Origin of the sequence: Curtobacterium flaccumfaciens UCD-AKU (assembly GCF_000349565.1) — a bacterium.
Taxonomy (GTDB): Bacteria; Actinomycetota; Actinomycetes; order Actinomycetales; family Microbacteriaceae; genus Curtobacterium; species Curtobacterium poinsettiae.
Genome location: NZ_KB714617.1, coordinates 1 through 19284, shown reverse-complemented (window position 1 = coordinate 19284; position 19284 = coordinate 1). Strand labels below are relative to the sequence as shown.

Annotated in this window: 16 protein-coding genes; 9 read left to right on the top strand and 7 right to left on the bottom strand. The window is 72.1% G+C overall.

Annotation, left to right across the window (positions count from 1 at the left end; translation table 11 throughout):
• Positions 1-112 precede the first annotated feature (112 nt).
• The 4 genes from H489_RS36810 (at position 113) to H489_RS27615 (ending at position 5491) form a co-directional block, all read left to right on the top strand.
• Positions 113-1633, top strand: a complete 1521-nt coding sequence (locus H489_RS36810; protein WP_161598100.1) for an inositol monophosphatase family protein — start codon at positions 113-115, stop codon at positions 1631-1633.
• A gap of 1152 nt (positions 1634-2785) precedes the next feature.
• Positions 2786-3574 carry a hypothetical protein gene (locus H489_RS27625; RefSeq protein ID WP_017886989.1) on the top strand — a complete coding sequence of 263 codons (789 nt, stop codon included), beginning with the start codon at positions 2786-2788 and terminating at the stop codon, positions 3572-3574.
• Between the two features lie 58 nt (positions 3575-3632).
• On the top strand, positions 3633-4646 hold the full coding sequence (locus tag H489_RS27620; RefSeq protein ID WP_017886988.1) for a daunorubicin resistance protein DrrA family ABC transporter ATP-binding protein: 1014 nt from the start codon (positions 3633-3635) through the stop codon (positions 4644-4646).
• Positions 4643-5491 carry an ABC transporter permease gene (locus H489_RS27615; protein WP_017886987.1) on the top strand — a complete coding sequence of 283 codons (849 nt, stop codon included), beginning with the start codon at positions 4643-4645 and terminating at the stop codon, positions 5489-5491. The genes H489_RS27620 and H489_RS27615 overlap by 4 nt, the downstream gene beginning before the upstream one ends.
• 71 nt (positions 5492-5562) lie before the next feature.
• On the opposite strand, the gene H489_RS27610 is transcribed toward H489_RS27615, so the two are convergent.
• Both H489_RS27610 and H489_RS27605 read right to left on the bottom strand, forming a co-directional pair.
• Entirely contained in the window at positions 5563-6225 is a 663-nt protein-coding gene (locus H489_RS27610) for a LuxR C-terminal-related transcriptional regulator (protein WP_017886986.1), read from the bottom strand.
• The gene (locus tag H489_RS27605; RefSeq protein WP_017886985.1) at positions 6222-7457 is read right to left on the bottom strand and encodes an ATP-binding protein; all 1236 of its coding nucleotides are present in this window, start codon (positions 7455-7457) and stop codon (positions 6222-6224) included. Before H489_RS27605 ends, H489_RS27610 begins: the two co-directional genes overlap by 4 nt.
• A gap of 114 nt (positions 7458-7571) precedes the next feature.
• Between H489_RS27605 and H489_RS27600 the strand changes: the two genes are divergently transcribed.
• The 4 genes from H489_RS27600 (at position 7572) to H489_RS27585 (ending at position 12313) form a co-directional block, all read left to right on the top strand.
• Entirely contained in the window at positions 7572-8963 is a 1392-nt protein-coding gene (locus H489_RS27600; protein ID WP_167578302.1) for a PspC domain-containing protein, read from the top strand.
• Between the two features lie 11 nt (positions 8964-8974).
• Positions 8975-9253 (top strand): hypothetical protein, encoded by a 279-nt coding sequence (locus tag H489_RS27595; protein WP_017886984.1) that lies wholly within the window; start codon positions 8975-8977, stop codon positions 9251-9253.
• 154 nt (positions 9254-9407) lie between these two features.
• The gene (locus H489_RS27590; RefSeq protein WP_228499484.1) at positions 9408-11309 is read left to right on the top strand and encodes an amino acid transporter; all 1902 of its coding nucleotides are present in this window, start codon (positions 9408-9410) and stop codon (positions 11307-11309) included.
• The gene (locus H489_RS27585; protein WP_017886982.1) at positions 11306-12313 is read left to right on the top strand and encodes a DMT family transporter; all 1008 of its coding nucleotides are present in this window, start codon (positions 11306-11308) and stop codon (positions 12311-12313) included. The genes H489_RS27590 and H489_RS27585 overlap by 4 nt, the downstream gene beginning before the upstream one ends.
• A 30-nt stretch (positions 12314-12343) precedes the next feature.
• Here the strand turns inward: H489_RS27585 and H489_RS27580 are convergent, their stop codons facing one another.
• A complete protein-coding gene (locus tag H489_RS27580) occupies positions 12344-14026 on the bottom strand; it encodes a long-chain-fatty-acid--CoA ligase (protein WP_017886981.1) in 1683 nt (560 codons plus the stop codon).
• Positions 14027-14121: 95 nt separating this feature from the next.
• On the opposite strand from H489_RS27580, the gene H489_RS27575 reads away from it, so the two are divergent.
• Positions 14122-15033, top strand: coding sequence for an oxygenase MpaB family protein (locus tag H489_RS27575; protein ID WP_017886980.1), 912 nt, complete (start codon positions 14122-14124; stop codon positions 15031-15033).
• 188 nt (positions 15034-15221) lie between these two features.
• On the opposite strand, the gene H489_RS27570 is transcribed toward H489_RS27575, so the two are convergent.
• The 4 genes from H489_RS27570 to H489_RS27555 form a co-directional block, all read right to left on the bottom strand.
• Positions 15222-16253: an aldo/keto reductase gene (locus tag H489_RS27570; protein ID WP_017886979.1), complete on the bottom strand. Its 1032-nt coding sequence runs from the start codon at positions 16251-16253 to the stop codon at positions 15222-15224.
• Positions 16250-16816, bottom strand: coding sequence for a TIGR03086 family metal-binding protein (locus H489_RS27565; protein ID WP_017886978.1), 567 nt, complete (start codon positions 16814-16816; stop codon positions 16250-16252). The genes H489_RS27570 and H489_RS27565 overlap by 4 nt, the downstream gene beginning before the upstream one ends.
• A gap of 479 nt (positions 16817-17295) precedes the next feature.
• Positions 17296-17856: a YceI family protein gene (locus H489_RS27560; protein ID WP_017886977.1), complete on the bottom strand. Its 561-nt coding sequence runs from the start codon at positions 17854-17856 to the stop codon at positions 17296-17298.
• Between the two features lie 109 nt (positions 17857-17965).
• On the bottom strand, positions 17966-18898 hold the full coding sequence (locus tag H489_RS27555; RefSeq protein ID WP_071251204.1) for a hypothetical protein: 933 nt from the start codon (positions 18896-18898) through the stop codon (positions 17966-17968).
• Positions 18899-19284 lie beyond the last annotated feature (386 nt).

Genomic DNA, 19284 nt, shown 5'->3' with positions numbered 1-19284 from the left:
GGTTGCGGCCGTGTCGTCTGCGTCGGCTGCGTCAGCCTCGGTTGCGTCTGCGTCTGCGTCTGTCGCTGCGGTCGACCGTGTGGTCTCGACCAGCCTGGACGCCAGGCCCGGCGTGCGTCCGCCACGCCTCGTCGCTCACCGTGGTGCGCCGCGCGTCCGGCGCGAGAACACGCTGCCCGCCCTCGCGGTCGCCGAGGCGCTCGGCGCCGAGGTGATCGAGGTCGACGTCCGTCGCACCGCCGACGGCGTCGCCGTCCTGCTGCACGACGAGACCCTCGGCCGGATGTGGGGCGACGCCCGCCGCGTGGCCGACGTCGACTGGTGCGACGTCGCGCGGCTCGGCAACGGCCTCGACCGGATCCCGCGGCTCGACGGTGCGCTCGAACGCCTCGACGGCTGCCGGTCGACCCTGCTCGTCGACCTGACCGACGCCGAGGACGCCCTGGTCGCCGCCCGCACCGTCGCGGGCTTCACCGGTTCCACCGCGGTGGCCTGGTGCGGGGCGCCCGCGGCGATGGCAGCCGTCCGCTCCGTGCTGCCCGACGCCGACGTCTGGCTGGCGTGGGAGTCGCTCGACCCGCCCGTCCCCGCGGACCTCGACGCGCTCCACCCGTCGACGCTCAACCTCGACGTCGCCTTCCTCACCCCGCACACCGTCGAGGTCGCGCACGCCCTGGGCCTGCGCGTCGCCGTCTGGACCATCGACGACGTCGAACCCGCGATCTGGGCCGCCCGGCTCGGCGTCGACTCGATCACCACGAACGACGTCGGGGCCATCGGCGCCGCGTTGTCGGCGGCGGAACGCGACGGCTGGCCCGAGCGTGACCGCGAGGCCACCGAGACCGAGGTCGCCTCGCGCGCCCAGGCCTTGGCCCACCGCATCGCCCACGAGGTCATCGCCTACACGCGGGAACACCCCGTCAGCGAGGTCCACACGAAGGCCAACCCCGCCGACCTGGTCACCGACGTCGACCGCCTGGTGGAGCAGCACGTCCGCTCCCGCGTGCGGATGGTGTTCCCGACGCACGGGTTCACCGGCGAGGAGTACGGCGAGGCCCCCGGCGACCGGCACCGCTGGTTCCTCGACCCCGTCGACGGCACCACGAACCTGGCGAACGGAGTCCCCTGGACCTCGATGTCACTCTGCCTGACCCGTGGCGGACGCCCACTCGTCGGCGTCGTCGCGGACCCCTGGCGCGGTGAGGTGCTCGAGGCGCGACGCGGGCGCGGTGCCACCCTGCGCGACCGGCAGCTCCGACTCGACGACGCACCCCGGCCGCTCGCCGGCGCCGTCGTCGGCACCGAGCTCGACGGGCACCGACCGTGGGCGGGTTTCGGGGCGTTCCTCGACGCGCTGGCCGACCGGTCGTGCACGCTACGGGTGCAGGGATCGGGGACGCTGACCATCGCGCAGGTCGCGGCCGGGCGGGGGATCGGCGGCTGCGTGTCGGCGTTCAACCCCATCGACCACGGCGCCGCGGTGCTGCTCGTGCACGAGGCCGGGGGCGTCGTGCTGACGCGATCCGGTCCCGTCGAGGGCTTCCCGCCCGTGGGGGAGCCCTTCCTGGTGGCGCACCCCGGGGCCGCGGACGAACTGCACGCGGTGTGGACGGCGGCGCTCGCCGCGGGGTGAGCCGCGCGGCGCACGGTGCGGGGTCTGCGCTCCGGTGCGGGGTTGGCTGCCGGGTGCGGTGCTGCAAGCGCGCACGGGGCGGCTAACCGAGCACGGGGTGCGCAGGTGCGCACGGTGCGGGGTTGGCTGCGGGGTGCGGTGCTGCAAGCGCGCACGGGGCTGGGAAGCGCGCACGGGGTGCGCAGGTGCGCACGGTGCGGACTGGAGGCGCGGTGCCAGCCCGGTACGCGCCTCCCGGCCGGTGGGTGGTGCGCACGGTGCGGAGTCTGCGATGCGGTGCGGGGTTGGCTGCGGGGTGCGGTGCTGCATCCGCGCACGGGGCTGGGAAGCGCGCACGGGGTGCGCAGGTGCGCACGGTGCGGACTGGAGGCGCGGTGCCAGCCCGGTACGCGCCTCCCGGCCGGTGGGTGGTGCGCACGGTGCGGGGTCTGCGCTCCGGTGCGGGGTTGGCTGCCGGGTGCGGTGCTGCAAGCGCGCACGGGGCTGGGAAGCGCGCACGGGGTGCGCAGGTGCGCACGGTGCGGACTGGAGGCGCGGTGCCAGTCCGGTACGCGCCTCCCGGCCGGTGGGTGGTGCGCACGGTGCGGAGTCTGCGATGCGGTGCGGGGTTGGCTGCCGGGTGCGGTGCTGCAAGCGCGCACGGGGCTGGGAAGCGCGCACGGGGTGCGCAGGTGCGCACGGTGCGGGCTGGAGGCGCGGTGCCAGCCTGGCACGCGCCTCCCGGCCGGTGGGTGGTGCGCACGGTGCGGGGTCTGCGATCTGGTGCGGGGTTGGCTGCCGGGTGCGGTGCTGCATCCGCGCACGGGGCTGGGAACCGCGCAAGGGGTGCGCTGGTGCGCACGGTGCGGGCTGGAGGCGCGGTGCCGGTCCGGTACGCGCCTCCCGGCCGGTGGGTGGTGCGCACGGTGCGGGGTCTGCGATCTGGTGCGGGGTTGGCTGCCGGGTGCGGTGTTGCAAGCGCGCACGGGGCTGGGAACCGTGCACGGGGTGCGCAGGTTCGCACGGTGCGGGCTGGAGGCGCGGTGCCGGCCCGGTACGCGCCTCCCGGCCGACTCTGAGCGGGCGCTCAGTCATCGGACGCCGCGGGTTCGTAGGGTTGCAGTCCACGACCGGTCCGTCCGGACCGACCGTGCACCCGAAGGAGCATCGACCATGGGATTCCTCGACCGCCTGCTCGGACGTCCGGAGCGAGACCGATCCGCTGACGCACAGCAGAACCAGTGGGGGCAGCCGCAGCAGCAGGGCTACCGGTACGGCCAGCAGTCCTACCAGCAGCCGGCACCGTCCGCACCGCAGGGCAGCCAGTACGGCGTCCCGCAGTGGGGCGGTGCACCGACGCAGCAGCAGGGTGCGACCACCGACGACGAGCGTGCGGTCGAGCGCTACCGCTACCTGCTCCGCACCGCGCCGCCGGAGCGCATCGAAGAGGTCCACGCCGAGGCCTTCGCCAAGCTGACCGACGAGCAGCGCCGGATGGTCTACGACGAGTTCACCCGCACGGCCCCTCCTGGTGAGGCGCCCCGTGGGGACGACCCACGCTCGCTGGCCCAGTCGGCGACCCGGTCCGAGATCCGCCAGCCGGGCTTCATGGAGCGCTCGCTCGGCGGTGTCGGTGGGGGCGGCGGCCGCTTCGGCGGGCAGCGCGGTGGACCCTCGTTCGGCAGCATGATCGGTGCCTCGATCCTCGGGACGGTGGCCGGCTACGTCATCGGATCCGCGATCATGAGCGCCTTCCTGCCCGACCCCGGTTCGTTCGATGGCGGTACCGACGCTGCGGGTGACGGCGGTTCGGAGGACACTGGTGCTGAATCCGGTGATGCCGGGGCGTCCGACGGTGGCGCATCCGACGGCGGCGGCTTCGACAATGCGGGCTGGGGCGACAGCGGATCCGACTTCGGCGGTGGCTTCAGCGACTTCGGTGGTGGCGACTTCGACGTCTGAGTGACGTCCGTCGCTCCACCGGACCCCGGGTACCCACCGTGTCCGACGAAGGAGCGACATGGCCATCATCGAAGCCTCCGGGCTGACCAAGACGTACAAGTCGAAGTCCGGGCCGGTGCACGCACTGGCCGGACTCGACCTGTCGGTGCCGCAGGGCACCGTGAAGGCACTGCTCGGGCCGAACGGCGCGGGCAAGACGACCACCGTGAAGGTGCTGACCACCCTCATCACGCCCGACTCCGGCACCGCGACGATCGACGGCATCGACGTGATCGCCGATCCGCAGGCCACCCGGCGCTCGATCGGGGTGTCCGGACAGTACGCGGCGGTCGACGAGAACCTGACCGGGTTCGAGAACCTCGAGATGATCGGGCGGCTGTACCACCTGGGTCGTCGGACCTCGCGCGACCGGGCTCGTGAGCTCATCGACGTCTTCGACCTGTCCGAGGCGGGGGACCGCCCGGTCAAGGGCTTCTCGGGCGGCATGCGACGACGGATCGACCTGGCCGGGGCCCTCGTGATGAACCCGCGGGTGCTGTTCCTCGACGAGCCGACGACGGGCCTCGACCCCCGCAGCCGGCTGGCGCTCTGGGGCATCATCGAGGACCTCGTGGCCGAGGGCGCGACGGTGCTCCTCACCACCCAGTACCTGGAAGAGGCCGACCGGCTCGCCGACGACATCGCGGTCATCGACGACGGGACGGTCATCGCCGAGGGGACCTCCGACCACCTGAAGGCGCAGGTCGGTGGGCACCGGGTCGTCGTGACCCTGGTGGACGAGGCCGACGGCGACGCGGCGACCACCGTCCTCCGCCGCTACGGGGTCGGCGAGGTCGAGACCTCGGGCGACGGCCGCACCCGTGCCATCGCGGTCGAGGCCGGACCGGCCGCCCTGCAGCGCGTGCTCGCCGACCTCGGTGCGGCCGGCATCGACCTGCACGACGCCGGCATGCGGCGCCCGACCCTCGACGACGTCTTCCTCCGCCTGACCGGCCACGCCGCGACGGACGACGACGCCGACGGCCCCGCGGCGACCACGCAGAAGACCAAGCAGAAGGAGACGGCACGATGACCGCCACCTCCCTGGCTCCGGGCCGTCAGCTGCCCGTCGTCGTCACCTCGCCGCTCGCCGTCTGGGTCGAGGACGGCTGGACCGTCACCAAGCGCAACCTCATCAAGCTCAAGCGGTCGCCGGACATGCTCGTCTTCGCCGTGCTGCAGCCGATCATGTTCGTCCTGCTGTTCAGCCAGGTCTACGGCGGCGCCATCCAGGTGCAGGGCACCGACTACACGCAGTTCCTGATGGCGGGGATCTTCGCGCAGACCGTGGTGTTCGGCGCGACGTTCTCCGGCTCGGCGATGGCGCAGGACCTGAAGGAAGGACTGATCGACCGGTTCCGCACGCTGCCGATGTCGGCGTCCGCCGTGCTCGTCGGACGGACCAACTCCGACCTCGTGCTCAACTCGATCTCGATGGCGATCATGATGCTCACCGGTCTGGCGGTCGGGTGGCGCGTCAACTCGTCCCCGCTCGAGTTCCTGGCCGGCATCGCCCTGCTGCTGCTCTTCAGCTACGCGTTCAGCTGGGTGATGGCGTTGCTCGGCATGAGCGTCAAGACACCCGAGGTCATCAACAACGCCTCGTTCATGATCCTGTTCCCGCTGACGTTCATCTCGAACGCGTTCGTGCCGAGCGACACCCTGCCGCTGGTGCTGCGCGTGTTCGCGGAGTGGAACCCGGTGTCGTCGCTCGTGCAGGCCGCGCGCGAACTGTTCGGCAACGTCGGGTCCGCGCCGGTGCCGGACATCTGGACGATGCAGCACCCCGTGCTGACCGTCCTGATCGGGATCGCCGTGATGCTCGTGGTGTTCGTGCCGTGGTCGGTGAACAAGTACACCAGGATCAGCGCGAAGTGACGCCATGGGCGGTCAACAAGGCTGTGCCATTCACCCCCAGGATCAGCGCGAAGTGACGCCGGTGTGGGCGCTCAGAGCAGCTTGCGCTGCAGCGCCCACGCGGTCAGCTCGTGCCGGTTCGACAGCTGCAGCTTCCGCAGGACCTTCGACACGTGGGTCTCGACGGTCTTCACCGAGATGAACAGCTCCGTCGCGACCTCCTTGTAGGCGTACCCGCGGGCGATGAGCCGCATGACCTCCTGCTCGCGGGCGGACAGGCGGTCCAGCTCGGTGTCGTGCTGCGCCGTCTCGCCGCTGACCGCCCCGAACGCATCGAGCACGAAGCCGGCCAGGCGCGGCGAGAACACCGCGTCGCCGTCCGCCACACGGGTCACGGCCTCGGCGACCTCGGCACTCGACGAGCTCTTCGTGATGTACCCGCGGGCGCCGGCCCGGATGACCCGGACGACGTCGTCGGCGGCGTCCGACACGCTCAGCGCGAGGAACCGGGTGTCCGGGTTCCCCGGTGCGGACCGCGTGATCACCTCGGCACCACCACCCCCGCCGCCACCCGGCAGGTGCACGTCGAGCAGGACGACGCGCGGGCGCGTGGTCGCGACGAGTGTCACGGCCTCGTCGACGGTCGCCGCCTCACCAACGACCTGGAGGCCCGGTGGCAGCCCGGCGCGCACGCCGGCTCGGAAGATGGAGTGGTCGTCGACGATCGCGACCGTCAACGGGGCGGGTTCGGTCATGCGTGCTCCTCGTCGTGAGTCGCGGGTGCGAGCGGCAGGGTCAGTCGGACCTCGGTGCCCGTGTGCCCCGGCCCGGGCGCGATCGTCGCGAGGCCGCCGAGGCGCTGCATGCGGCCGATGATCGACTCGCGGACGCCGTACCGGCCCGCCGGCACCTGCTCGACGTCGAAGCCCGGTCCGCGGTCGCGGATGCTGATCTCGACCCGGTCGCGGGCGGTCTCGGCGTACACGCTGACGGTCCCGCCGGCGTGCCGGGCAGCGTTGAGCACCGCTTCGCGAGCGGCGGCGACGAGCCCGTCGGGCAGGTCGGTGCGGGCGGGGCCCACCGCGATGACGTCGATGCGGGCGGGGTACTCGGACTCGATCTCGACGGCGGCGTCGCGCAGCTGCGTGCCGAGGTCGCGCGCCGGTTCCGCCTGCTCCGCGAAGAGCCAGGACCGCAGCTCGCGTTCCTGCGCCCGCGCCAGCCGGGCCGCGTCGGAGCCGGGCTCGGCCTTCTGCTGGATGAGGGCGAGCGTCTGCAACACCGAGTCGTGCAGGTGCGCGGCGAACTCGGCCCGCTCGAGGTCACGGACGCGGGCGGCGCGTTCCTCGGCGAGGTCGCGGACGAGCCGGACCACCCACGGGGCGACCACGACGGCGACCCCGACCAGGACGGCGACCGCGGCGGTGAGGACCGTCCAGACGTTCGGGCGGCTGCTCGTCGTGAAGAACAGCAGGATGCCGAGCACGACGAGCACCAGGGCCCCGAGCGCCCGCACGACCAGGGCGGAGGACCGGGCCGTGCGGACGTTGCGGAGCGCGTCGAACTGTCGCCAGGCGAGTGCGGCGCCGGTGACGACGACGACGCCGGGCACGACGAACTCGAGGGGGACCGCCATGCCCATCCGCGCTGCCACCACCGCGCCGGCGGCGGCGAGCAGGGCCACGCCGAGCAGGATCTCGACGACCGGGGCGCGGAGGGCGGACACGGGGTCGTCGTCTCCGTCCACGCCGACGGCAGGCGTCAGGAAGGACTCGAGTGGTGCGCGGCCCGAGGCGGAACCGGCGGGCGCACTCGGGACGGTCGCCCAGAGCCAGGCGTAGAGCAGCAGGCCGGCGCCACCGCAGACCACCAGGACCGCGGTGACGAGCCGGACGGCCCCGACCGGCAGCCCGGTGTGCGCCGCGAACCCGCTGCAGACGCCGCCGACGACCCTCGGGGTCGGGCGCGTCATCGTCGCGGTGGCCATGGACCAATCCTGGCACCCGGACGGCGCCCGCAGCAGGGTCCGGGGCCGGGATCAGGGACCGGTCAGGGGGAACCCCGATGGTGCCGACGCACGCCTGCCGGGATGCTGGTGGTCATGACCGATCACCAGCACGACTCCGCTCCCGGCACCGCTGCCGGCAGCGCCGACTCGACGACCCGGTTCTTCGACTGGGTCCGCGGCCTCGGCATCACGCGCACCGACGACCGCTGGCTCGCCGGCGTGTGCGGCGCCGTCGCCCGCCGCACCGGGCTCGACCCGCTCGTGGTCCGCGGCGTGGCGATCGTCGTCGCACTGCTGGGCGGGCCGGTCTTCCTGGCGTACGCCGTCGGCTGGGCGCTGCTGCCCGACTCCGCCGGACGCATCCACGTCGACCGGATGATCCGCGGGGTGCTCGACCCCGCACTCATCGCGATCGGCGCCTTCGTGGCACTGACCTTCGTGCCCGCCGCCCGGGGGCTGTGGTGGCAGGGTGTGCCCGATGCCTGGGGGATGCCCAGCTGGCTCGAGGCGACCCTGGCCACCGCGTGGAGCATCGTGCTGGTCGGCGGGATCGTCTGGCTCATCGTGGTCCTGGCCCGACGCGGAGTGGACGGCGACCGGACCGCGCACACCGAAGCCGACCCGTCGGCCGCGCCGCGGGGCGACTTCTGGACCAGCCCCGAGGAGCCGCGCCCGGCCCGGACCGCGTGGACCACCGAGGCGACCGGCGCGCCGGAGCCGGGTCGGGCCTCCTGGCAGTGGGACGTGCCGGTGAGCCCCGAGGACCGGCGACTGCAGCACGAGGAGCGGTTGCGCGCGGAACGCGAGCGGGCCGGCGAACGGCGGGCCGAGCGGGAGCAGCGGCGCCCCGGAGCGGCGTACGTCGCCGTGTCCCTCGGACTCGCACTCGTCGCCGGAGCCGGGGTCGCGTTCTGGGCGCAGCAGGCCGGGTGGTCCGTCCCGGTCCTCGGGATCGCCGCCGCGCTCGCGGTGCTGGCGATCGCCACGATCGTCGCCGGGGTCCGCGGCCGCGACGACGACGTGCTCGGACTGTTCTCGACGGTCGCCGCGGTGGCCCTCGTGGTCACCGGGGTCCTGCCCGCCGGCACACAGGTCTCGCTGATCGGCGGCACCACGTGGCAGGTGGAACGGGCCGCGTCGGGGACCGACCGGAACTTCGCGATGCTGGCCGGTGGGCCCACCCTGGACCTCCGCGGCCTCGAACCGTCGGCCAGCGGGGGCGACGTGACCCTCTGGCTGGGCGCCGGCGGAGCCGACGTGCTGCTGCCGACCGACCTGCCGGTCCGGGTCGAGGTCAGCGGCGTCGGGTACGGCGTGGACACCGGCGGAGGCGACGACGGAGCGGACACCGGCGGGGTGCTCCGGACCACGACGCTGGAGAACCGCGCGGCGCGCACGGCCGATGCGGACGAGACCACGACCGTGCACCTGTGGATCCTCGGCGGCGGCGTCGACGTGCCGCGGGCGATCACGGTCGGCGAGTGAGGAACGGGACCATGACGAACGACGACACCACGAACGACGAGACGACAGCGCCGACGGTTCCGCCGGAGGTTCCCGACGGGCGCGGCCACCGGCCTGCACGCCGCGGTGCACGGTTCGGCACGATCCTGTGGGGCGTGCTGATGCTGGTGTTCGCCGGGGCGATGGCCGTGAGTGCGCTGCCGATGTTCTCAGTGGACACCACGACCCTGCTGCTGGCCGCCTGCATCGCCGCCGGCGTCCTGCTGGTCGTCGCCGGGATCGTGGCGACCCTGTCCCGCACACGGCGGTAGTGGGAGCGCCCCGTGCACAGGGTCGTCCGGGTGTGCGCGGGGGCCACCCGGACGGCTTAGCATCATCCTCGTGACCGCGACAGACGCCGAGCGGGCCGCCCAGCGCGACGCCACCGAGCAGCCCCTCGACCGCAGCACCCGCCTGCGCCGGTGGATGCTGCACGGGGCCGACCAGGGCGCCTCCCACCAGGGCCCGCACCAGGTCGAGGTCGAGAAGACCCACCCGTGGTGGCGGGTCATGTGCCTGACCGGCGTGGACTACTTCTCCACCCTCGGGTACCAGCCCGCCATCGCCGCGCTCGCCGCGGGGCTGCTGTCGCCGATCGCGACGATCGTCCTCGTGCTCGTCACGCTGTTCGGCGCGCTGCCGGTGTACCGCCGGATCGCCCACGACAGCTTCCGGGGCGCCGGGTCGATCATGATGCTCGAGAAGCTCCTGCCGTGGTGGGCCGGCAAGCTGCTCGTGCTGGTGCTGCTCGGGTTCGCCGTGACGGACTTCATGATCACGATGACCCTGTCGGCGGCCGACGCCACGGCGCACATCGCCGAGAACCCGTACACGCCGCACTGGTTCACCGAGATCCCGGTGCCGCTCACCCTGGCGCTGCTGCTCCTGCTCGGCATCGTGTTCCTGCGCGGCTTCAAGGAAGCCATCGGCATCGCGGTCGGGCTCGTCGCCGTGTTCCTCGCCCTGAACGCCGTCGTCATCATCGTCGCGCTCTGGCACGTGTTCGAGAACCCGATGGTCGCGAGCGACTGGTGGTCCGGGCTGACGGCGCAGCACGGCAACCCGCTCGTCATGGTCGGCATCGCCCTGATCGTGTTCCCGAAGCTCGCGCTCGGGCTCTCCGGCTTCGAGACGGGCGTCGCGGTGATGCCGCAGGTCCGCGGCGACGCCACCGACGGCACCAGCGACCGACCCGAAGGCCGGATCCGTGGCACGAAGCGCCTGCTGACGGTCGCGGCGCTGATCATGAGCTCGTTCCTCATCACCTCGTCGATCGTGACGACGTTCCTCATCCCGCAGCGCGAGTTCCAGCCGGGCGGTGGTGCGAACGGTCGTGCGCTGGCGTACCTGGCGCACGAGTACATGGGCGGCGTGTTCGGGTCGATCTACGACTTCTCCACCGTCGCCATCCTGTGGTTCGCCGGCGCGAGCGCGATGGCCGGGCTCCTGAACCTCGTGCCGCGGTTCCTGCCCCGCTACGGCATGGCACCCCAGTGGGCTCGCGCCGTGCGTCCCCTCGTGATCATCTTCACGCTCATCGCGTTCGTGATCACGATCATCTTCCAGGCCGACGTCGACGCCCAGGGCGGCGCCTACGCCACCGGCGTCCTCGTGCTCATCACGAGTGCCGCGGTCGCCGTGACGCTGTCCGCGCGCCGCAAGCAGCAGCGCAAGCGCACCATCGCGTTCGGCGTGATCTCGGTCGTGTTCGTCTACACCACCGTCGCCAACGTCATCGAGCGGCCCGACGGCGTGCGGATCGCGGCGATCTTCATCATCGCGATCGTCGTGGTCTCGCTCATCTCGCGTGTGCGCCGCTCGTTCGAACTCCGGGCATCGTCGATCGAGCTGGACGCGACGGCCCGCCAGTTCGTCGAGGCCGACGCCGACCAGTTCAGCTCGATCTGCATCATCGCCAACGAACCCGGTGCCGGCACGGCCGAGGCGTACCGGGCGAAGGGGCGCGAGGAACGTCGCGACTCCGGCATCCCGGCGCGCGTGCCGACGATGTTCCTCGAGGTCCTGCCCGCCGACTCGTCCGACTTCGAAGAGGACCTGGTGGTCGAAGGGCACGTCATCCACGGGTTCCGCGTGCTCAAGGTCCGCTCCGGCAACGTCCCGAACACCATCGCGTCGACCCTCCTCGCCATCCGCGACCTCGCCGGTGTGGTGCCGAGCATCTACTTCGAGTGGAACGAGGGCAGCCCGATCCGCAACGCCCTGCGCTTCGTGTTCACCGGTGCCGGCGACGTCGCCCCCGTGACGCGCGAGGTCCTGCGCGAAGCGGAACCCGAGGTCAACCGACGGCCCAACGTCCACGTCGCGTGAGCCGCGGACCGGGCGCAGGACGTGCCTCCAGGCCCGTCGGCGGCCTGGCGGCGATCGTGGTCGCCGCGGCGGTGTGGGGCACCACCGGGACCGCGACGCACTTCGCGCCCGGTGTGCCGGCGTTCGTGTTCGGCGCGGTGACCTTCGGCCTGGGCGGGCTCGTGCTCGCGGCGACCGCGGGCCGGGGCACCCTGCGAGCCGTGGGCCAGCGCCGGACCCGGGGCTGGGCCCTGCTCGGTGCCGTGTCGCTCGTGGTCTACGCGATCGCGTTCTACGCGGCCCTCGCCGACGCCGGTGTCGCGCTCGGCACGACCCTGGCCATCGGCTCGTCGCCCGTCTTCGCCGGCCTGGTCGAGTGGGTCGTCGACCGCAGGCCCGTCACGCGCCGCTGGCTCGTGGCCACCCTGGTGAGCGTGGTCGGCATGGTCGTCGTCACCCTCGCCCGCTCCGGGCACGGCGACGGCGGGCGATCGCTCGCGGTCGGCGTCGGCAGCGCCCTGGTCGCCGGTCTGACGTACGCGCTGTACTCGTGGGCGGTGGCGCGGGGGATGCACGCGGCGACGAGCCGGATGCCGATCGCCGTCGGTCGCGCCGAGGCCGACACCATGCGGGTCGGCGGCGACGTCGGGGTCGCTGCGGCACGGGCAGCCCGCGGGCCGAACGAGCGCGGACTCGTCGGTGCGGTGTTCGGCATGGCCGCGGTGCCGCTCGTCGTGCTCGCCGTGGTGGCGGGCGGGCCGTTCCTGGCCGAGGCCGACGACTGGCCGGTGTTCCTGTACCTGGCGCTGGTGCCGACGGTCATCGGCCACTCGCTGTACGCGGTCGGACTCCGGTCGGTGACGGCATCGGTCGCGACGCTGCTTTCACTGCTCGAGCCCGTCGTGGCCGCGGTGCTGGCGGTGCTCGTGGTGGGGGAGCACCTGGGACTCGGCGGCTGGACCGGCATCGGGCTCGTGGTGGTCGGGCTGTCCGTGCTGGCGCTGCCCGCGCGACGCCCCAGCTGACGAGCAGCAGCGTCTGCGCGCCGCCGCGCGTCAGCCGTCCAGGATCTGGTCGCGCACCTTCCGCCGCAGCACCTTGCCGATCATCGAGCGCGGCAGGTCCTCGACCACGACGACCCGGCGCGGCACCTTGTACGCCGCCAGGTGTTCGCGTGACCAGGCCCGCAGCGCCGCGGGGTCGAACGTCGACGGGTCCTTCGGCACGACCGCGGCGACGACCTGCTCGTTGCCACCCTGCGTGATGCCGACGACCGCGACCTCCTTGACGCTGGGGTGCTTGAGCAGGGTGTCCTCGACCTCGGACGGCGACACGTTGAAGCCGCCGGTGATGATGAGTTCCTTCAGGCGGTCGACGATCCGGACGTACCCGTCGGCACCGATGGCCACGATGTCGCCGGTGCGGAACCAGCCGTCGGGCGTGAAGACCTCGTCGGTGGCCTCCGCCTTGCCCCAGTAGCCGCGGAACACCTGCGGGCCACGGACCTGCAGCTCGCCGGGCTCGTCGACACCGAGCACCTTGGTGTCGTCGTCCGGGTCGACCACGCGTGCCTCGGTGGAGGACAACGGCAGGCCGATCGACCCGAGGCGGCGCTCCGGGGAGACCGGGTTGGCCATCAGGACGGGGGAGCACTCGGACAGGCCGTAGCCCTCGACCAGGTAGCCGTCGGTCCGGGCCTCCCACGGTTCGACGATGTCCTGCGACAGTGGCATGGCGCCGGAGATGCCGATCTCGATGCCCTTGAGCGACACCTTCGCCGAGTCGGCGGCGTGCTGCAGTCGGGCGTAGATCGGCGGCACGGCCGGCAGGAACGTCGGCGGGTGACGCTTGATGGCCGTCAGGACCAGAGCGGGGTCGAACGCGGGGAAGAGCACGAGCCGCGAGGCCATGCTCATCGCGAAGGTCAGGCAGAGCGTCAGACCGTAGGCGTGGAACATCGGCAGCACCGCGTACACGACGTTGTCGCCGCGGCGGATCTGCGGCACCCACGCCCGGGCCTGGGCGGCGTTCGCCAGCAGGTTCCGGTGACTCAGGACCGCACCCTTCGGCGTCCCGGTGGTGCCGGAGGTGTACTGGATCAGTGCGACGTCGTCGGTGGCCGGGCGCGGGTGCCGCTTCGACAGCTTGCGGGTGTCGGCGACGTCGTCCCACTTCACCGTGCCACGGACCTTCGTCGTCAGCTTCGCGCGGGACTCGCGGGCCTTCGCGACCGGCAGCGCCAGGGCGAGCCGGGTGCTCCGGGGCATCGCACGGGTGATGTCGACCGAGACGATCGCGTCGAGGTGCACGTCGGCCGGGAAGTCCTGCAGCGTCGCGACGGACTTGTCCCAGGCGATGGCGACCTTGGCGCCGTGGTCCTCGAACTGGTGGCGGAGCTCCCGCGGCGTGTACAGCGGGTTGTGCTCGACCACGATCGCGCCGAGCCGCAGCACCGCGTAGAACGCCACGATGTGCTGGGGGCAGTTCGGCAGCACGATGGCGACGCGGTCACCCGCCCCCACGCCGAGCTTCCGCAGGCCGTTCGCCGCGCGGAGGATCTGCTCCTCGAGGTCGGCGTAGCTCGTGGTGCGCTTGAAGAACTCGAGGGCGACCTGCCTGGGGAACTTCCGGGCCGACTGCTCGACCAGGTCGTACAGGGAACCGCTCTGTTCCTCGATGTCGTGCGGGACCCCCGGGGCGTACGAGGCAAGCCAGGGACGAGGCGTGTCGATGCTCACTCGACCAACGTAGCGGGCGACCCCCGTGCACCCTGGGAACGGTCGGCTCGCGCGAAGCCGAGTGCGTTCCCAGGGGGCGGACGGACGATGACGCCATGCCCTCCGTCTCCGACGCCCTCCGGTCTCGCCTCAACGACACGTTCACCGGGGGCGCGACGAGCAAGCCGGAGTGGATCGACGAGCTCGAGCAGGGCACCGACGCCGGGTTCTTCGGCCCGGGCTCCGCGACGTGGTCCGTGCACGGTGGCAAGCAGACGATCGTCGCCGGGGTCCGGGCGCTGCTCGTCCAGGCCCTCCACCCCGGGGTCCTCGCCGGCGTGGCCGACCACTCCCGCTACCGCGAGGACCCGTTCGGCCGCCTCGCCGGCACCATCCGCTGGATCTTCACCGTCTCGCACGGTGACACCGCCACCGCCCGCGGGGCCAGCGAGTGGGTGCTGCGCCTGCACGAGCGGGTCCGCGGCGAGTACGTCGACGGACACGGCACCACGCGGGACTACTCCGCCAACGACCCGCTCATGGCGCGCTGGGTCCACCTGGCCTTCACGGACGCGTTCCTCCGCGCCGCGCAGCGCTGGGGCGATCCGATCCCGGGAGGAGCCGACGCCTACGTGCGCGAGTGGGCGACCGCCGGCCGGCTCATGCGCGTCGAGGACCCGCCGGAATCCGAGGCGGAGCTCCGTGCCCAGATGAACGGGTACCTCGACCGTGGCGAACTGGCGGTGACGGCCCGCACCCGTGACGTCGTCAAGTTCATCCGGAACCCACCGCTCGCGCTGATGCTTCGGCCCGGCTACCAGGCCCTCTTCCAGGGCGCCGTGTCGACGCTGGACCCCCGCCACCGCTCGATGCTCGGCCTGCGGGCCCCGATGATCGGTCCTGTCGAGCTGCCCGTCAGCCGCACGGCCGGCCTGGTGCTCGACGGCATCGGGGGCGTGCTCGGCAACCAGACCGGCACGGAGCGCGCAGCGCTCGTGCGCATCGCACGACTCGAGCGCGGCGCGTAGCCGCTCCCAGGGATCGCCTGCGCAGGACGCCGTCGTCTTGTCGAGACGCCGCCCTGTCCGGCGGCGTTGCGCGAGGACGCAGGCGTGGTACCGACACGACGGCGTGTCGCGGGCCGTGGGGGTGACGACGGACGAACGGGAGGAACGGGGCCAGGCCGATCCGCGCCTCCCGTCCGTCTGGTGGTGCGTCAGAAACCCGACGGCACCCGGGGCGTGTACGCGGACTCGAGTCGCGTGACCTCGTCGTCGGTGAGCGTCAGCGACGCTGCGGCCACCGCGTCGTCGATGTGGTGCTCCTTCGTCGCGCCGACGATCGGCGCGGAGACCGCGGGCTTGCTGGCGACCCAGGCCAGGGCGACCTGCGCCATCGGGACGCCGCGCTCGGCGGCGACGGCCTCGACCGTGTCGACGATCGCGCGGTTGGCGTCTTCGTCCTGCTTGTAGAGGGTCTTGCCGAACTCGTCGGTCTGCGCGCGCGAACCCGACCCGGAGGCGTCCCAGGGGCGCGTGACGCGGCCGCGGGCCAGGGGGCTCCACGGGATCACGCCGACGCCGGTGTGCTCGCAGAAGGGGAGCATCTCGCGCTCTTCCTCGCGCTCGAGCAGGTTGTACTGGTCCTGCATGCTGACGAACTTCGTCCATCCGTGGCGTTCGGCGGTGTGCTGCATCTCGGCGAACTGCCACGCCCACATGCTGCTCGCGCCGATGTAGCGCGCCTTCCCCGCCTTGACGACGTCGTGCAGGGCCTCCATCGTCTCCTCGACCGGGGTCTCCGGGTCGAAGCGGTGGATCTGGTACAGGTCGACGTAGTCCGTACCCAGGCGGGTCAGGGACGCGTCGATCTCGTGCATGATCGCCGCGCGGGACAGTCCGGCGCCGTTCCGACCAGGGCGCATCCGGTTGAAGACCTTCGTGAAGACCTGGACGTCCTCGCGCGGAGCCAGCTCGGCCAGGAGCGTGCCGGTGATCTCCTCGCTGCTGCCGTCCGAGTACACGTTCGCGGTGTCGAAGGTCGTGATGCCGGCCTCGAACGCACGGCGGACGAACGGGCGGGCCTCGTCGATGCCGACGCTCCAGGCGTGCGAGCCCCGGTCCGGGTCGCCGTACGACATCATGCCGAGGACGACGCTGCTGATCTCGAGCCCCGAGTTGCCGAGGCGCTTCGTGTCGGTGGTCATGCTGCTCGTCTCCGTGGTGGTGCCGCTCGTGTCGGTGGTCATGCTGCCACTCTGGCATCGCGGCCTGTGACCGCCAGCAGGCGCACCTGCAGCGGGGTGTCCTCGGTGACGTCGACCGGGGGCGCGTAGAGGCCGGTCGCCGCCAGGTCTTCGATCTGCGGCTCGAAGTACTCCCACACGGCACGGACGAGCTCGTCGGGCAGGGACTCCTCGGTGCCGGTCGCCCGGGCGAGGTCCCACGTGTGGATCGTGATGTCGCTCGTCTGCTCGGTCAGGTACTGCGCGGCGGGCACGACGTCGGTGCTGAGGTGCACGGGGGTGTCCTGCGGGGCGTTCCGCCAGGCGTCGGTGGCTGCGGTGGCGAACCGGTGCCACTCGGCGACCAGGTCGTCGCCGATGGGTTCGAGGTCGGCCTGCGCCTGGGCGTAGTCGCACCCGGTCAGGAGCTTCGGGATCCACCGCTGCTCGTCGACGACGTGGGCGACGAGGTCGCGGGTGGACCACTCGGAGTCGGGGGTGGGGGCGTCCCAGTCGGTGACGGCGGCGACGCGGCGGCCGAACTCGGCTGCCGCGAGGGCCTGCATCGCGATCCAGTCGGTGGCCATGGTGGTGCTCCTGTTCGTCGTGCGGGGTGGTGCGGGTGGTGGTGGTGCTCGTGGTGCTCGTGGTGCTCGTGGTGCCTTTCGTGCAACTCGGGGTTCGGCGTGCGGATTCCCCGGCGGCCCCTGCGCGCCCCACGGTACGCGGGCTCGCGGCCGCGGCGCGTGCCCCCGCCGGTCCCGCTCCCGCCGGTCCCGCTGCCGCTCGCGGTCCCGCGAGCGGGCGAAATACCAGGAGCGCCACGGGGATCGGCAGGGTGTTTCGCCCGCTCGTTGGTGGCGCGGCGTGGCATGGGTGCACAGGCCGACGAGCGGGCGAGATGCCAAGCTCATGAGGGTGATGGTCCGGGCATTTCGCCCGCTCGTGGTCGGCAAAGAAGCGCGGGAACGACGAACGCCCCGACTCCGTCGGGAGTCGGGGCGTTCGTCTCGGGTTCGGGTGGTGCCGTTCGGTGCCCTCAGTGGGGCGACGAGTACGAGGAGGCTCAGGCCGCCTGGAGGACGAACTGGACGTCGAGGTTGATCGTGACGTCGTTGCCGAGCGTGAATCCACCGGCCTCGAGCGCCGCGTTCCAGTTCACACCGAACTCGGTGCGGTCGATCTTGGTGGTCGCCTCGGCGCCGAACTTGACCTGTCCGTAACCGTCGGTGGTGAATCCGCCGAGCTCAGCCTTGAGGACGACGGGCTTGGTGACGCCGCGCAGGGTCAGGTCGCCCGAGATGTGCAGGTCGTCGCCCTTCGCCTCGATGCTCGTGGAACGGAAGGTGAGCTGCGGGTGCTCCTCGGTGAGGAAGAAGTCGCTCGTCTTGAGGTGCTGGTCGCGCTGCTCCTGACCGGTGTTGATCGACGCGACGTCGATGCTGGCCTCGACGGTCGACTCGAGCGGGTTCTCGGCGGTGACGACGGTGGCGTCGAACGTCTCGAACTTGCCCTTGACCTTGCTGATGGCGAGGTGGCGGACCGAGAAGGTGACCTCCGAGTGGGTCGGGTCGATCTTCCAGGTGCCGGTCTGGTAGCCGGGAACGGTGTCAGCGGTGAGCGTCATGGTGGTCCTTCTTCCGAACGAGAGTCTGCGGTGCGGCGCGTTCCATGCGCCTGCATCGAGTTGATACTACGACAGTGTGCACCGTTTTGGTTGAAGCGTCAACCATTGTTCACCCAAGTGTCGCAAACCGCGTGTCGTGGGCTCCTCGGGCACCGACGTCGAGCAGCCGACGGATGCGGTTGACGAAGCGCTCGACTCCGTGCGCAAGGTCGTCCGCCGTCACCCTGACGAGCCACCAATCGACGTCCTTGAGGTGCTCACCGCGCGTGAGGTCCTTGCGGAAGCTGGCTGGATCGGTGCGGTGCAGATCGCTCTCGTACTCGATCGCCACCCTGGCCTCGGGGTACGCGAGATCCACGCACGCGATCCACTCCCCGTCGACGACGACATCGTGGTTGAGCGCGGGTTCCGGGAGTCCGCGGCGGAGCAGCGCTAGTCGTGTCCTGGTCTCTCCCGGCGACCGAGAACCCTGCCGGATCTCTTCGAGCGCGAGGCGGAGCTTCACGATCCCGCGGATGCCACGTCGCCGACGGACAGCCAGAGCGAGTTCGTCGAGCGTTGCCCAGCCGAGCCACCCGACGAGCGCGTCCCCGGCGACGATGAGTTCGTCGAGCGTCAACATCGAGCCGAGCGCGACGAAGGTGTCGGCAGGTGTGGTGAGCGGCACACCTCGGGCGATCGTCGCCCGGACCGACCCGTACCGCGCTCGATGGCCGACCGTGCCACGAACCCGGAGCGCTTGGTCGGTGCCGATCGTCGTGACGTGCAACCGCTGATCACGTTCGAGGCGACGGGGGAGGGGGACGCCGATGACCGCTGCGGCGGTGACGTGACTGAACACCTGATCGGGGCGGAGTCGAGGAGCGAGTGCCCGAGCACGTTCGTCCACGGATTCCGGGGGGAACGCGGACCGGATGCCGTGGAACGGTCGGACGAGGTCGCGTGCGTCGAGGCGACCACGCGAGACCCCGCGGTGCAGCGCGTCCCGCACCCGGAAGGAAGCGTCACGGAGTGCCATCGGGAGCCGGCGTCTGGCGGTCATCTCCACATCGTGGCCGCGAGCTGACGGTGCGGACGGGAGTAGCGCCTCCATTGTGGATCGTGACCGCGCTCGTGCGGTTGTGGAGGGATGGCGACACCGTCGAACGGGCGAAACACCGGGCGCATCCCGCCGTCGCACGCCGGTGTTTCGCCCGTTCGCGGGGTTCGCGGGGTTCGCGGGGTTCGCGGGGCTCGTCGGCGGGGCCGTTGGACGCTCGGGAACTGCCTCCCGAGGGATCGCCCGAAGCGCTCTCACGGCGAGCGGGCGAGATGTCCCGGTGCGTCGTCGAGCACACCTGGGCATTTCGCCCGCTCGCCGATCCTGCTCGCCGATCCCACCGCCCGTCCGCGCCGCCTGGCCGCGCCGGCCGGCCGCGCCGCCTGGCC

Bases quoted from the DNA above. Each gene is read 5' to 3' on its own strand.
- H489_RS27560 (WP_017886977.1), bottom strand. From the start codon at position 17,856: ATGACGCTCACCGCTGACACCGTTCCCGGCTACCAGACCGGCACCTGG.
- H489_RS27600 (WP_167578302.1), top strand. From the start codon at position 7,572: ATGACCGATCACCAGCACGACTCCGCTCCCGGCACCGCTGCCGGCAGC.
- H489_RS27610 (WP_017886986.1), bottom strand. From the start codon at position 6,225: ATGACCGAACCCGCCCCGTTGACGGTCGCGATCGTCGACGACCACTCC.
- H489_RS27605 (WP_017886985.1), bottom strand. From the start codon at position 7,457: ATGGCCACCGCGACGATGACGCGCCCGACCCCGAGGGTCGTCGGCGGC.
- H489_RS27620 (WP_017886988.1), top strand. From the start codon at position 3,633: ATGGCCATCATCGAAGCCTCCGGGCTGACCAAGACGTACAAGTCGAAG.
- H489_RS27590 (WP_228499484.1), top strand. From the start codon at position 9,408: ATGCTGCACGGGGCCGACCAGGGCGCCTCCCACCAGGGCCCGCACCAG.
- H489_RS27615 (WP_017886987.1), top strand. From the start codon at position 4,643: ATGACCGCCACCTCCCTGGCTCCGGGCCGTCAGCTGCCCGTCGTCGTC.
- H489_RS27570 (WP_017886979.1), bottom strand. From the start codon at position 16,253: ATGACCACCGACACGAGCGGCACCACCACGGAGACGAGCAGCATGACC.
- H489_RS27555 (WP_071251204.1), bottom strand. From the start codon at position 18,898: ATGACCGCCAGACGCCGGCTCCCGATGGCACTCCGTGACGCTTCCTTC.
- H489_RS27565 (WP_017886978.1), bottom strand. From the start codon at position 16,816: ATGGCCACCGACTGGATCGCGATGCAGGCCCTCGCGGCAGCCGAGTTC.
- H489_RS27625 (WP_017886989.1), top strand. From the start codon at position 2,786: ATGGGATTCCTCGACCGCCTGCTCGGACGTCCGGAGCGAGACCGATCC.
- H489_RS27575 (WP_017886980.1), top strand. From the start codon at position 14,122: ATGCCCTCCGTCTCCGACGCCCTCCGGTCTCGCCTCAACGACACGTTC.
- H489_RS27595 (WP_017886984.1), top strand. From the start codon at position 8,975: ATGACGAACGACGACACCACGAACGACGAGACGACAGCGCCGACGGTT.